The sequence below is a fragment of the Telluribacter roseus genome (assembly GCF_017355915.2).
Taxonomy (GTDB): Bacteria; Bacteroidota; Bacteroidia; order Cytophagales; family Spirosomataceae; genus Telluribacter.
Genome location: NZ_JAFEUV020000006.1, coordinates 182,646 through 197,782 on the forward strand (window position 1 = coordinate 182,646; position 15,137 = coordinate 197,782).

Consider the following 15,137-nt stretch of genomic DNA (forward strand, 5'->3'; position numbering starts at 1 on the left):
AGATTTGTCAAAAAGTTTAACAAACCAACAAAAACAACAAGCCATGAAAAAGCAATTTTTATCAGCCCTGGCGGCCAGCCTGTTACTAGTAGCCTGTAACCCCGATGAAGTTACCAAAGTAGAGCAGTACTCGCTCAACAAAGAAGTATCCGTGGCCGAATGGAAGGGCTCCACAGCCGGTACCTTCAACAACGGATCGTTTGCGGTGGAGAGTGAGGATCTGGAAGTAGCGGATGGAAAGGTGACCAAAGGTACTTTTGTCATTCCGATCGCTTCGATCAAGAACTTCAACCTACCCGACGCGGTGAAGCCCCAGCTACTGGACCACCTCAAGAGCCCTGACTTCTTCAACATGGCGCTGCACCCCAACGCTACCTTTACCATCAAGAATGTAGTACCTCTGACCAGCCCGGGGGAAGGAGCTATAACGGGAGCCAACTACTTGGTGACCGGCGACTTCAGCATGATCGGCAAGACCAACACCATCAGCTTCCCCGCCCGGATCGACATCCAGAACAAGAAGCTGAAAACCGAGGCTACCTTCAAGATTGACCGCACCAAGTGGGGCATGAACTACGCTACCGACCCGTCCGTTCCGGAGCACTACATTTATCCTGAAGTAGATATTCACCTCAAACTGGAAGGAAACATGGAGTAATCCATAAATCTGAATACCATTCTTTAAAATCAAAACTATATCATCTAAAACCATCAAACAGCCATGAAAACAGTATTTATTTCCGCCATCGTCGCTTCATTTCTATGGAGTAGTTTTAATCAGGAAGTACTCAACAAAAAGCAGCAGTACGTGCTAAACGAGGAGACTTCGGTCGTGGAGTGGGAGGGCTTTATGCCGGGTACTTCTAATGTGGGATCGTTCGCGGTGAAGAGTGAAGGGTTAGAAGCCGAAGGAGGCAGGATCAAAAGCGGTACCTTCATCATACCCATTGCTTCGATCAAAAACTTCAACCTGCCTGACCAGCTGAAGCCCCAGCTACTGGACCACCTCAAGAGCCCTGATTTCTTTAACATGGCACTGCACCCGGAGGCTACTTTTACCATCACCAAGATAATTCCGTACAACAAAAAAGATACTGCTGCGGTAGCGGGAGCCAACTACCTGGTAACCGGCGACTTCACCATGCTCGGTAAGACGAACCCGATTACCTTCCCGGCCAAAATCCAGCTGGATGGGCAGAAACTGGTGACCGAAGCGAAGTTTAAGCTGGACCGCACCCAATGGGGGATGAATTACGCTACCGATCCCAAAGCCGAAGGCCACTACATCCTGCCGGAGGTGGCGATTCACCTGAAGGTAGCCGGAGCCATGCAGGCAGAAAAGTAAAGGTACTTGGTCTTGTTCTTGGTGTTGACTGAATGCTAGCAACAAATACAAGGTAGAGCAGAGGGAGTAGTTCCGCAGCATGACGCGGAGTTACTCCCTTTTTCTATTAGAAATATTTCTGAATAGTACCATACTATATGCCACTACCTGATCCTGTTGATGATATAACGCTTCACTCTGATTTTATTTAGGTACCTGCTATATTTATTACGCAAGTTTACCGCTCTATGGCAGCAGTGTTCAAATAATAACTCAGATTCTCCTGGGTAACAATATCAAGTGGGAGATATTTGATGGCTGAAATGTTTTTCTTGAAAACTATGGAGTCTGACAGTTGATAGATACCGCAATATCCCTGCCCGAGCGGATTCTGATTGATGAGGAACTTAATAATTCCACTTTTTAAAAAAGATAAATTTTGGGGCAATAAATCATAGCCAATAAGTTTTATATGGCCCCAATTGAATTTTTCTAAATGGTAAGCTAACTCATAAGCTTTGGAGTTGGTAACAAAAATGCCTTTAAGGTCAGAAAAGCGTTCTTTTATATCTGTTAGTTGATCAGCGAGAGTGGAACTATCAGAATTATCAAAGTTCTGATGAATGACATTGTATTGACTTGCTAATCCATTGTCTGAGAAGAAGTTGCGAAAGCCTTTTTCTTTTTCAAGAAGGTGGGCCGAATTAGAAATATCTTCACTAATATGTGCTACTAAAAGTGTAGCGGGCTCAGAGATTCCGTACTGTAATAGTTTGGCTGCGAGTAATCCACTTTGGTAGGAGTCCTGGCCTATGTAGCTAAGTGGTGAGGAGTTAGGGATTTGGGTATTAAATAGCACATAGGGGATGTTTCTGGCTTGCCAATCAGCAAAGAAAGGTAAAACTTCTTTATGGAAAATAGGAGCAAGTAGTATACCATCCGGATTAGAGTGGGCTACCTCATTAGCTTTTTTCAGGAAAGAATCAATACTATACGGATCAAAAATAAATTGTTCGACCGTGACGCCGTAGTGGTTCAATTCTGATTCAGCCTTTTCTATTCCTGATTTAGGAGAGTTCCAGTAAATATCTTTGTCAGGGTCTGGTATTAAAGCGGCAAACTTATATGTACGGTTTGATTTTAAAGTACGGGCAATCAAGTTAGGCTTGTAATTCATTTCCCTAACTATCTGTACTACCTTCTTTCTGACCTCTTCTGATACAAGCCCCCGGTTATGTAAAACTCGATCAACAGTTCCCGCTGAAACCTGCGCCTTTTCTGCAATATCTTTAATTCTTACTACTTTCTTTCTCATAGATAACAAGTACAAACTCCCGTTGCATTAGTATAGCAAACAACCAATCATAGGGAAGTCCGATACTCAGCTGGCCTTAAACTCTAGGGAGGTCGTGGTAAACGAAGGTAATAAAAACATTCCAAAGTCCTTTTAAAGTACTACGTGAAGTTGTTAAACTTATAGAAGTGGCTTGTTGCTACTAGGTCCTAATTCAGTCGCGTATTAATACCTTAGATAGATACTACTCACTACGGTTTTAGGCTTGCAGTTGCTTTTAAAGAGGCAGCTCATCCTGCACTAGCTCTAGTGCAGGATGAGCTGCCAGGCTTCTAGTACCCTTTGTTAAGTACCTGATCTTCTATTAGTACACTACTTTATAAATCTTATTAGCGTATCTCTACTGATTCTCAATTTAAGGTTGCTAGCCGTCAGGTAGTATACCTAAAAGTATAAGTGTTCAAGGTAGGAAGGAGGGGGGATACCAGCCAGGTGATGCTTCTACTTTACCCTAACATATAGGAAGAACCGTTACCAGGCCTTACCGTTTCGGATCAAGAGCATAAGATTTGTCATTTCAAGCTGGATGGTTCAGACCTCTGATTGCCTTTGGGTTGCTTTACCCGGTAGCTAAGTCTTTGATCTTATGATCTATGCACAAATCTAAAAATGGTCAGAAAGTATAGGGGGTAGAGTAACCTCTGAACATTTATTTTCAATAATTTTCTATAAACTTAAAAATTTAAATAATTATAATTTTTCTTATAATAGTATAGGCCAGTTGTGGCATAACCTTGTAGATATACAAGAGGGTGTGTTCGAACACACCTCCTTAAAAAGCCAATGTGTACGTACACATTGGCTTTTTGATTTGCTTTTGATAAAATATACATCCATATTGCTTCTGCGAAGATTCCTAGAAGATTATTCCTTAATCTACTCCTAAACCCCAATTTACTTTCATGAAAGCCACTTTTACCCTTGTTCGGTTTCGAACCACATCCATTATTTGGATGATAATGCTGGCTTGGTTCACGGCACAATCTTACACGACGTTGGCAATGCCAACTTCAGTCCTCACCATCCCGGTCAAGGGAAAGGTTCTGGATGGTAAAGGTGCTCCTTTGCCCGGAGTGAATATAGTGATTCAGGGAAGTACTGTTGGAACCCAAACCGATGCGGAAGGTAACTTTACCATCAACTCCACTAATCCTAATGATATCCTGGTAGTTAGTTTCATTGGATTTAAAAGCCAGAATGTTCCTGTACAGAACAAATCTGATCTCGTCATTACCCTTCAGGAGGATGTATCTAATCTGAATGAAGTGGTCGTAGTAGGATACGGTACTCAGATGAAAGTGAATCTGACGGGGGCTGTCGCCACACTTGATGCCAAGCAACTCGCAGACAGACCTGTTACAAACATGTCATCGGCCCTACAGGGTACATTGCCCGGGGTTACTGTGGTTCAGCGAAGCGGTCAGCCCGGTCGTGATAACGGGATCATACGGGTACGTGGGGTAGGTACCATGAATAATGCTTCTCCAATGGTAGTTGTGGACGGACTTATATCTTCCATGGAAAACCTGAATCCCAATGATATAGAGAGTATCAGCGTCTTGAAAGATGCTTCGGCCGGAGCCATATACGGCTCCCGTGCCGCTAATGGTGTGATACTGGTTACTACCAAAAGAGGAAAGACCGGTAAGCCGGTGGTAAGCTATAATGCCTATGTGGGGGTCCAAAAGCCAACTAACCTTCCTGACTATCTCGGGTCGTATGAGTATGGAAAGTTATTGAACGAGGGGTTGGTAAATGAAGGACAGCAACCTAGATTCACAGAGGCTGAACTTGAAAAGTTCAGAAATGGATCTGATCCGATCAACTACCCCAATACAGACTGGTTAGGTCTGTTATACAGAGGTTCAGGTCTCCAGCAATCGCATAACCTGAGTGTTTCCGGTGGGTCTGAAGCCTCCAGGTATCTGCTTTCGTTTGGCTATCTGAATCAGAAAGGGCTAATTCAGAATACGGATAACCAGCGGTATAATGTCCGCTTGAATCTGGATACTAAAATCACGGACCGCCTGACGGTTGGAGTTACTTCGTCATTTATCAGACAAGGTATTAGTGAGCCTTCGGCGATTTCATCGGGACAGGGGCTGAATTTTAGTATTGTGTATGCTAACCGGATACCACCAACAGTCGCCAATAAATACGCGGATGGTACCTGGACGCGGTACCTGGATGGAAACCCCAATGCCTGGATCGAGAATGGAGGTTCTATAACCGATCAGATTTCAAATGCAATGGGTAATGCTTTTGCCGAGCTGACTATCGCAAAAGGCCTGAAATTAAGAGGATCCGCGGGTATTGATTATAACTTCATTGATAATAAGGTTCACTTGAAAGACCTGACGTATGGAGATGGTAGTTACCAGGGACCTAATTCCATCAGGGTTAACAATCGTCGCAATTCCAGAACTACTCTGCAGGCATTCCTGACGTATGAGAAAAGTATTGGCAGCCATAATCTGAACATACTGGCCGGTACATCCCGCGAAGCCTTCATGTACAATGAGACCGGTGCTTTTCGCAGAAATCTGCCGAGCAATGATCTAACGGATATCAATGCCGGAGCTACCGAGGGAATGACGTCAGCAGGATTTAGTTATGAGAGTAAACTGGGATCTTATTTTGGAAGGGTTAATTACGATTACCTGGGCAAGTATCTGCTGGAAGCCAGTGTTCGGTATGATGGATCATCCAAATTCGCAGCGGATAAAAGATGGGGGGTATTTCCTTCCTTTTCAGCTGGCTGGCGTATATCCGAGGAAGCCTTCCTGAAGAACATCCGGGCCATCTCTGATCTTAAACTAAGAGGCTCTTACGGCTCCGTTGGTAATAATGATATAAGCGATTACTTGTACATACCCACCGTCGCTCTGGGTGTCAATTATCCATTTGGCGGAGCTATCAATGCCGGTGCGGCTCAGCAAATAGCGGCTAACTCAAATCTGCAGTGGGAAAAGAGTACAACTTTCGACATCGGAGCTGATTTGGCACTTTTCAATAACCGGTTAACCCTTACTGCCGACTACTATAATCGGTACACCGATAATATCCTCGTTGCCGTACCTGTATCATCCATCTATGGTCTGCCCGCTCCAACGGTAAATGCCGGAGCTATGAGAAACAAGGGGATTGAACTCGTATTGGGACATGCCAACCGCATAGGAGACTTCTCATACAATATTTCGTTTAACATGGGAATGAACAGAAATAATGTGGAAAGGTATGCTAATCCGGCTAAAACCAGACGGATACAGGCCGAAGGTTATCCCTGGAACTCCTTCTTCGGTTATGAAGCCATAGGTTTCTATCAGACGGACGAACAGGTTCAGACCTTACCAAAAGTACTTGGCGCACCGGTTCAGAAAGGTGATCTGATCTTTAAGGACCAGAACAATGACGGGAAAATAAACGGTGACGACCGGATTGATCTGGGGAGTGACATTCCTAAAACAACCTACGGCATGAACCTGAATGCCCGTTACAAAAACTTTGATATCGCTGTGTTGGGACAAGGGGCTGCCGATGTAAAGCAGTACCTGCAGGATCAGGTGCAGTTTGCTTTTGTAAATGGGTATAAGGCACAAACCAAGCACCTGGACCGTTGGACCCCCGAAACCCCCAATGCCCGTTTCCCCAGAACCCACGTCAGCCAGTGGCATAACTATGCCATATCCAGCTTCAGTGTAGTTAATGCCAATTACCTCCGACTGAAAAGCCTGCAGTTCGGATATAGTATACCTCAGAAAGCACTAACGCCTCTCAAGATCAGCTCATTACGGGTATACGTAAGTGGTCAGAACTTGCTGACATTTACAAAGCTGGACAGTGGATTTGATCCGGAAAGCGCGGAAAACGCACAGTTTGGCTACCCTAATGTTAAAATCTATACTGCAGGCCTGAATATCAACTTTTAAACCCGAAGACGATGAAGCGTATATATAAAATAGTTTGTACAACCTTATCGGTCTGGATGCTGGCCTCGTGCGGACAGAAGTTCCTTGAGGTTTCGCCAACCGATCGCCTATCCGATATGACCTTCTGGAAGACGGAGAAGGATGCGGATATGGCCCTTGCCGGAATCTATAACAGGTGGGAGGAACACTGGAATATATTATGGTGGGACCTGATGACGGACAATGGCTTTTCGCAATATGCCTGGGACAATGTACAGGCACTTGGCAATGGGCAAGCTAATGCCTCCAACTTCGGCCGTGATTATTTTAACTATAACCTGATCAGAAAGTATAACCAGTTCCTGGAGAAAGTGCCTCAGATAGAAATGGATGCCAAGAAGAAAGAGCGGATTCTTGCTGAGGCCCGTTTTCTTCGCGCTTACGATTATTTCCGTAAAGTACAGTTTTATGGTGACGTCCCACTGGTAACAGAGGTGATTCAGAATCCGGAAGATGCTAAAATGGAAAGAAGCCCAAGGGCGGAAGTCGTCAATTTTATCCTGACTGAGCTGGAAGAGGTAGCCAAAGTATTGCCTGTTCAGAATATGAGACAGTCCAACGGCCATGTTACCAGTGGTGCTGCTTTGGCCCTGAAAGCCCGGCTTGAACTGTATGAAGGAAAATATCCTGATGCCATGGCCGATGCAAAAAAAGTAATTGACATGGCAAAAAGTGGCGTGTACCAGTTGTATCCTGATTATGCCGGATTATTTCAGGTTGAAAATGAAAGCAGTAATACAGAATCTATTCTTGAGGTACAGTATATCAAAGATACCTATGCAAATAATCTTTGGCAGCATATACTTCCTTCAAAAGAGGGAGGCTGGTCTTCGATTTCCGCTGTCCAGAGCATTGTAGATGCCTATGAGATGAAAGATGGAAAGACAATCACTGAGTCGACACTATATAATGCTGATAAACCTTTTGAGAATCGGGATCCTCGTCTGGATATGACCATTTTGTATTCAGGAGCCAGATACAATGGAAGAGTCTATAATACACTCGAATTATCCAGCCCTGATTTCTATCAAAGTGCTTCGGCCCCTAAAAGCGGCTATAATGTACTGAAATATAGCAAGGTCGTGCCTGAGGCGGCCTTACAAAATGGCGATGCCAATATCATGGTTATCCGACTGGCCGAAGTACTGCTGACTTTCGCAGAAGCAGCCATTGAAGCGGGTCAGAGTACTCCCGAAGTATATGATGCGATTGATATGGTACGGTTACGTGCAAAAATGCCGGCCGTAGATCGCACCGTATATAGTACCCAGGCTAAGCTCAGGGAACTGGTAAGACGGGAAAGAAGAGTAGAACTTGCCTTCGAAGGTCTCCGGTACTGGGATATTAAAAGGTGGGACATTGGTAATCAGGCACTAAACGGTCCGGTATATGGTTCTAGGTTAGGTACAATGGATAGCCAGACTGGTGTAGTTACCTGGTCCAATGCTCGTATCAAAGTGGAAGATCGTGTTTTTCAGGCGGGCCGTAACTATCTTTTACCTATTCCTCAGGCAGAGTTAGATGCCAATCCCAATATCAAGCAGAATGTCGGTTATTAAATTCATGTACTTGCCTTTACCTCTATAAATTCAGTAAATAAATAGAGTCTAAGAAAGTTTACTGATAAAGTTGATGTTTCGTCTATTGGTCTCAGTAGTTGCCTTGCTCAACTACTGAGACCAAAAAATCATATGAAGAATAAGACTCTTATACTTATAGCATCACTGGCTGTCGTTATAGCCTCCTTTACCTGGCACTCCGGCAGGTTTGGGCAGTCTGTGGATTATAACAGCCAGGTCAAACCTATACTTAATAAACACTGCATGGGATGCCATGGAGGAGTGAAGAAGGCGGGTGAAGTGAGTTTTCTCTTTGAACATGAAATGCTGGAGCCTGGTAAATCAGGAAAAGTACCCGTAGTAAGGGGTGATGCGGATGCCAGTGAGATGATCCGCCGTATAGAAAGTACCGATCCTGATGAGCGAATGCCAAAGGGAGGTACACCTCTGAAAGAAGAAGAGGTAGAAGTACTTAAGCAATGGATCAACGAAGGGGCTGTATGGGAAAAGCACTGGTCCTACAAGCGGATCGAAAAACCCGAAGTACCTTCTTTAAATTCTGTCTGGAATTTATTTGGCTTGCTGAACAAGGAAGAGAAAGAGTGGGCGCAGAATGAGATTGATTATTTTGTACTTGAAAAGTTAAAAGAGAAAAATCTCACTACTTCACCCAAAGCAGACAAAGCTACTTTGATCAGACGCGTTAGTCTGGATTTGACAGGCCTGCCACCAACTGAAAAGGAGGTTGCTGATTTCCTGAGTGACACTTCACCGGATGCTTACGAAAAGGTAGTCGACCGGCTACTCAATAAAGCAAGTTTTGGTGAAAGGTGGGCTTCTATGTGGATGGATCTGGCTCGCTATGCCGACACCAAAGGGTATGAAAGTGATGGTGGCAGGACCATGTGGCGCTACAGGGATTATGTTATCCAGTCCTTCAATGAAGACAAACCTTTTGATCAGTTCACCACAGAACAGTTAGCCGGGGATTTACTGAACCAAGACAAGGATGGGTTCCCAACCGAAGTCAATATGATCGCCACCGGCTTTCACCGGAACACCATGACCAACAATGAGGGCGGGACAGACGACGAAGAGTTCAGAACCGCCGCATTGATTGATCGCGTAAATACCACCTGGGAGGTATGGCAGGGTACTACATTTGCCTGTATACAGTGCCACAGCCATCCGTATGATCCTATTCCTCACGAAGACTATTACAAATACATGGCCTTCTTCAACAATGCCAGAGACGAGGATGTCTGGGATGAATGGCCGAAGCTACGATTTTATAAAGGAGAGGATTCAGCCCGCGTGGAGCGGATCAAGCAATGGGTGTTAAAATATGAGCCGGAGCAGGTTGATGAACTGACCCAGTTTATGAAGGTGATGGAGCCTAAAATTAATGCCCATAACTTTGAGAAAGGAGACGAGTCCACTGCCTTATTGATATCGTACTATGGGGTAAAAGATAAAGGGAATGCACGTATTCCGCAGGTTAATCTGACGGATGCGGGTAGTGTAGTCATGAGTGTTGCGACCAAAGCTGAGAATGCAGTACTATCCTTGCACCTTGACCGGTTGGACGGACAGGTACTCTCGCAGATAAAAATACCAGCAAAGGATACTGTAATAGTGGCTCCTATTCAGAAAATAACGGGCAAACATAATATTTACCTCAGTCTGCACAGCCCTAAGACCCCAAAAGAATGGGTACGGATAGCCTGGGTATCTTTTCAAAAAGAACTACCCGGAGCCAATCAGCCGGAGTACCCGGACATAGTTGCTGAATATGCCACTGTATTGTCCAGAAATACAGAGAGTATGCCCATAATATGGGAGGGTAAAGGTGATTTCGCCCGGAAAACAAATGTATTTGTCCGGGGAAACTGGCTGGTAAAGGGGGCCGAAGTAAAGCCCGATGTACCCAGGCTACTGGCACCAATGCCCAAAGAGTACTCTCGTGATCGTTTGGGGCTGGCCCAATGGATCGTTAGCCGTGAAAATCCACTCACGGCGCGTGTGATAGTCAACCGGTTCTGGGAACAACTCTTCGGAAAAGGTATTGTGGAGACGGTTGAAGATTTTGGCTCCCAGGGAAGTGAGCCTTCCCATCCTGAGCTGTTGGACTGGCTGGCAGTCCATTTTATGGAGGAAGATCAGTGGAGCGTCAAGAAGCTTTTGAAAAAGATTGTCCTGTCGGCGACCTATCAGCAAAGCTCCAAATCAGATAAGGTAAGGCAGGAAAAAGACCCTTATAATATCTGGTTATCCCGTGGCCCCCGGGTAAGACTAAGCGCGGAACAGGTACGTGATCAGGCTCTGGCTATAAGTGGTCTGCTATCCCCCAAAATGTATGGTCCGAGTGTGATGCCCCCCCAGCCCGACGGGATCTGGCAATCCCCTTATAATGGGGAGAACTGGGTGGTAAGTGAGGGCGAAAACAGGTACAGGAGGGCCGTCTATACGTACTGGAAACGAACGTCACCTTATCCTTCCATGATAACATTTGATGTACCCAGCCGGGAGTTTTGCCAGTCGCGTAGAGTACTGACCAATACTCCTTTACAGGCTCTGGTTACCTTGAATGATCCTGTATATCTGGAAGCAGCCGAAAATTTGGCAGCACTCATGCGCAAAAAAGGCAAGACCCCGGAGCAGCAGCTAAAAGAAGGGTACCGTATGCTTATATATCAGCCTATTGAGAAGAAGAATCTGGATGTGCTAGTCACTATTTATAATGACGCTCTCCATACCTATCGGCAAGCGCCCTCGGAAATAGATAGTATTCTGGTATTCGGACAGGATAAATCACCTGAACTAGCCGCTTTGACTGTTTCAGCCAATGTATTACTGAATATGGCTAATGTATTGACTAAAGAATAGGAAATGGCTGCTCTATCTCATGTATAGTTTGAGATGAAAAGTAGTTCTAGACAAATCAAGCAATGGAAAAGCTACTTATGGAACTTCAGCATGCAGAACTTCAGCACCAGACAAGGAGGCACTTTCTGCAATCCTGTGGTTTTGGAATAGGGGCCCTGGGATTAGGTTCCTTAATGGGATCCTGCAGTACTTCCGGCTCCGAAAGGGGAGATGCTCTGGAAAATAAGCCGGCAGCTGTACCTCATTTTGCTCCGAAAGCAAAGCGGGTTATCTATATTCATATGGCAGGTGCTCCTTCCCAGCTAGAGCTTTTTGACTATAAGCCAGAGCTTGTAAAGTACCATGGACAGGATTGTCCGGCGGAGTTTCTGGAAGGAAAGAAGTTTGCGTTCATTCAGGGAGTACCCAAAATGCTCGGCCCCCAGAGCAAGTTCAACCAGTACGGCCAGTCCGGTGCCTGGATGTCCGATTACGTTCCCTATTTACAGACCGTAGCCGATGAGATTACCTTCATCAAAGCCATGCACACGGACCAGTTCAATCATGCTCCCGCCCAACTATTAATGCATACAGGCGGGGCCAGGCTGGGGCGCCCTAGTTTAGGCTCCTGGGCGGTGTACGGGCTAGGCTCTGAAAATCAGAATCTACCGGGTTTTATAGTACTTACTTCCGGGGGTAAACAGCCCGATGCAGGGAAAAGTATATGGGGAAGCGGCTTTTTGCCCTCTGTTTATCAGGGAGTACAATGCCGTACCGGTGGTGATCCGGTACTGTATGTTTCAAACCCTAAGGGAATGAACCGGGACTTGCGTAAAAAAACCATTGACGCCATCAATGATATCAATCGTCATATATATGAGGATGTTCAGGATCCGGAAGTATTGACTCGCATCGATCAGTATGAGATGGCTTTCCGGATGCAGATGTCGGTTCCTGAAGTAATGGATATTTCGAAGGAGCCCCAGTTTGTCCTGGATATGTATGGGGTGAAGCCAGGGGAGGGATCTTTCGCCATGAACTGTCTGCTGGCCCGTAAGCTGGTGGAGAATAACGTTCGGTTTGTCCAGCTCTTTGACTGGGGGTGGGATGGACACGGTACGAGTTCGCGTGATAATGTAGAAGAGGGATTAGTGAATAAATGCCAACAAACCGACAAGCCGGTTGCTGCCCTGTTACAAGACTTAAAAATGCGTGGATTGCTGGAGGAAACACTGGTAGTATGGGGGGGAGAGTTTGGACGCACCCCTATGCAGGAAAATCGTAATGGCCTGGTGATGCCATTTATGGGCCGGGACCACCACCTGGAAGCCTTTACCATGTGGATGGCCGGTGGGGGAGTCAAGAGGGGATTTAGTTATGGCGAAACCGATGAACTTGGTTACTATGGTGTAAAAGACAGAGTACATGTACATGATCTGCAGGCTACCATACTTCATCTGATGGGTTTTGATCATGAGAAGTTTACGTATCCGTTCCAGGGGCGAAATTTTAGATTAACAGATACGGAAGGCAAGGTAGTTAAGTCAGTATTAGCTTAGAGTTAAAAGATAAATAAATAATCTCTTTTGGACTTTACCTGACGAGTAAATGTAATCAGGATGCTAGTTTGAAAGATAAAGGGGCAACAACAAAGTGTAAAGGCTTTACAAAGTTTTCAACTAATTATGAATCGTCGTAACTTCCTAAATACTACAATAGCAAGCGCGGGTGTACTATCAAGCGCGGGTGTACTATCTGGACTTGAAGCTATGAGCCAGAATATGGTGGCTCCGGCTAAGTTCAAAAATAAACTTTCCCTTAAAGTACTAGGCACCAATTGGGGTTTTAAGGGAACGACAGATGCATTCTGTGCGGCTATCAAAAAAGAAGGATATGATGGTATAGAAATGTGGTGGCCAGCTACCAGGGATAAGCAAGCAGAACTGCTTTCAGCCTTGAAAAAATATAATCTGGAGGTGGGTTTTCTTTGTGGTTCGGGAGAGAGAAACTATTCGCTTCACCTTGATCAATTCAAAAAAGCCGTCAGTGCTGCTTCGACTGAGTTTTCGCAGAAACCTCTTTATATCAATTGTCATAGCGGGAAGGACTACTTTACTTACGAACAGAATAAAGCCTTCATAGATTTTACAGCTGAAGCTTCTCAAAAAAGCGGTATTCCTGTCTACCATGAAACCCACCGTGGACGAATGCTTTTTGCCGCTCATATTACCCGAAACTTTATTGAAAAGAACCCTTCACTGAAGCTGACTCTTGATATCTCCCACTGGTGCAATGTCCATGAGAGTTTACTGCAGGATCAGGAAGAAACAGTAGACCTGGCACTTTCAAGAGTAGGCCATATCCATTCACGCATTGGCCATGAGGAGGGACCACAGGTCAATGATCCAAGAGCCCCAGAATGGGAAGCTACCGTCAAAGCGCACCTGAAGTGGTGGGATGCCGTCGTAGAACAAAAAGTGAAAAGCGGGGAGTCACTAACTATTTTAACGGAGTTCGGACCTCCCAATTATTTGCCAGCTATGCCGTATACTACCCAGCCACTATCAGATCAGTGGGCTATCAATGTATATATGATGCATATGCTACGAAAAAGGTACATTGTGTAAACACTATTAGCAAGTCTTGAAGTACTATAACTGCCTTATGAATAGTTAATTACTTAATAAAATATATATAATCTTAAACCTAGTTCTTATTAATCCTATCTACCCTTAATCTTTTATATTTCAGTTAATTAAACTCTTACTAAACCTTTAATCATGAATACGAAGAGAAGAGAAATCTTAAAAATGGCAGGACTGGCCATAGCTGGCAGTACCCTGCCTGTTTCCTTTGTCCGGGCCGACGGGAGCTTCGTTCCTAATGTCGACACCCTCAAAGTAGGGCTGGTAGGTTGCGGTGGACGAGGTACCGGTGCTGCCAATCAGGCGCTCAAGGCCGATCCCAATGTGGTCCTGCACGCCGTAGCGGATATTTTTACGGATAAGATGGAAACCTCCCTGGAGGGCCTCCGCAAGGTACACGGCGACCGGGTAAAGGTGGATCCGGAGCGTAAATTTGTGGGTTTTGATGCTTACCAGAAGCTGCTAAACTCCGGGGTAGATGTGGTTATACTGGCCACTACGCCGCACTTCCGGCCCGAGCACCTGATGGCGGCCGTTCAGGCCGGCAAGCATACCTTCTGCGAAAAGCCCGTAGCCGTAGATGCACCGGGCGTACGCAAGGTACTGGAAGCGGCCAAACTGGCCAAGCAGAAAAATCTGTCGCTGATGTCGGGCTTCTGCTGGCGTTACCACGAGCCCAAGCGGGCCAGTTTCGCGCGTATCCTTGACGGAGCCATCGGAGATATCTCTACGGTCTATAATACCTACAACACCAGCGGCGTATGGTCGAAGCCACGCCTGCCTGAGTGGACCGACGCCGAAAACCAGTACCGCAACTGGTACTACTACCACTGGCTGTCGGGTGACCATATCGTAGAGCAGGCGGTACACAGTATAGATATGATGTCGTGGGCCATGGGCGGTAAGCTACCCGTCAGTGCCATGGGTACGGGTGGACGCCAGGTGCGCACCGATGCCAACTCCGGCAATATCTACGACCACTTCGCCATTACCTACGAATACGACAACGGCGCCAAGGGCTTCCACTTCTCGCGGCAGCAGGACAACACCGAACGCAGCTACGCGGTAGAGGCATTAGGTACCAAGGGCCGGGCTATAGTTAACTGCTCGCGTAACCATCACGAGATCATCGGGGCTAACAACTGGAAGTACCAGGGACCCAACAACGATATGTACCAGACCGAGCACGACGAGCTGTTCGCTTCCATCCGGAAGGGTAAGCCGCTCAACGACGGTGAATACATGGCGCACAGTACGCTGCTAGCTATCATGGGGCGCATGGCGGCCTATACCGGTAAGCAGATAACCTGGGACCAGGCTATGAACTCAACTGAGAAACTAGGTCCCGATAAGTATGGATTCAATATGCCGGTTCCGGTATATGAAGTGGCTCGTCCGGGTATCACTCCATTCATATAAGCG

Annotated in this window: 9 protein-coding genes; 8 read left to right on the top strand and 1 reads right to left on the bottom strand. The window is 45.9% G+C overall.

Annotation, left to right across the window (positions count from 1 at the left end):
• Positions 1-43 precede the first annotated feature (43 nt).
• Both JTN23_RS13400 and JTN23_RS13405 read left to right on the top strand, forming a co-directional pair.
• Positions 44-658: a YceI family protein gene (locus JTN23_RS13400; protein WP_247235348.1), complete on the top strand. Its 615-nt coding sequence runs from the start codon at positions 44-46 to the stop codon at positions 656-658.
• Positions 659-721: 63 nt separating this feature from the next.
• Entirely contained in the window at positions 722-1,345 is a 624-nt protein-coding gene (locus JTN23_RS13405; RefSeq protein WP_247235349.1) for a YceI family protein, read from the top strand.
• A 217-nt stretch (positions 1,346-1,562) separates the two neighbouring features.
• On the opposite strand, the gene JTN23_RS13410 is transcribed toward JTN23_RS13405, so the two are convergent.
• A complete protein-coding gene (locus JTN23_RS13410) occupies positions 1,563-2,639 on the bottom strand; it encodes a LacI family DNA-binding transcriptional regulator (RefSeq protein WP_247235350.1) in 1,077 nt (358 codons plus the stop codon).
• Positions 2,640-3,679: 1,040 nt separating this feature from the next.
• Here JTN23_RS13410 and JTN23_RS13415 point away from each other — a divergent pair.
• The 6 genes from JTN23_RS13415 (at position 3,680) to JTN23_RS13440 (ending at position 15,134) form a co-directional block, all read left to right on the top strand.
• Entirely contained in the window at positions 3,680-6,607 is a 2,928-nt protein-coding gene (locus tag JTN23_RS13415; RefSeq protein ID WP_247235351.1) for a SusC/RagA family TonB-linked outer membrane protein, read from the top strand.
• An 11-nt stretch (positions 6,608-6,618) separates the two neighbouring features.
• A complete protein-coding gene (locus JTN23_RS13420; protein ID WP_247235352.1) occupies positions 6,619-8,205 on the top strand; it encodes a RagB/SusD family nutrient uptake outer membrane protein in 1,587 nt (528 codons plus the stop codon).
• A 132-nt stretch (positions 8,206-8,337) separates the two neighbouring features.
• Positions 8,338-11,091 (top strand): DUF1553 domain-containing protein, encoded by a 2,754-nt coding sequence (locus JTN23_RS13425; RefSeq protein WP_247235353.1) that lies wholly within the window; start codon positions 8,338-8,340, stop codon positions 11,089-11,091.
• A gap of 62 nt (positions 11,092-11,153) precedes the next feature.
• Complete coding sequence (locus tag JTN23_RS13430; RefSeq protein ID WP_247235354.1) at positions 11,154-12,629, top strand: DUF1501 domain-containing protein; 1,476 nt, start codon at positions 11,154-11,156, stop codon at positions 12,627-12,629.
• Between the two features lie 126 nt (positions 12,630-12,755).
• Entirely contained in the window at positions 12,756-13,697 is a 942-nt protein-coding gene (locus JTN23_RS13435) for a sugar phosphate isomerase/epimerase family protein (protein WP_247235355.1), read from the top strand.
• Positions 13,698-13,850: 153 nt separating this feature from the next.
• Positions 13,851-15,134: a Gfo/Idh/MocA family protein gene (locus JTN23_RS13440; RefSeq protein WP_247235356.1), complete on the top strand. Its 1,284-nt coding sequence runs from the start codon at positions 13,851-13,853 to the stop codon at positions 15,132-15,134.
• The last annotated feature ends 3 nt before the right edge of the window (positions 15,135-15,137 follow it).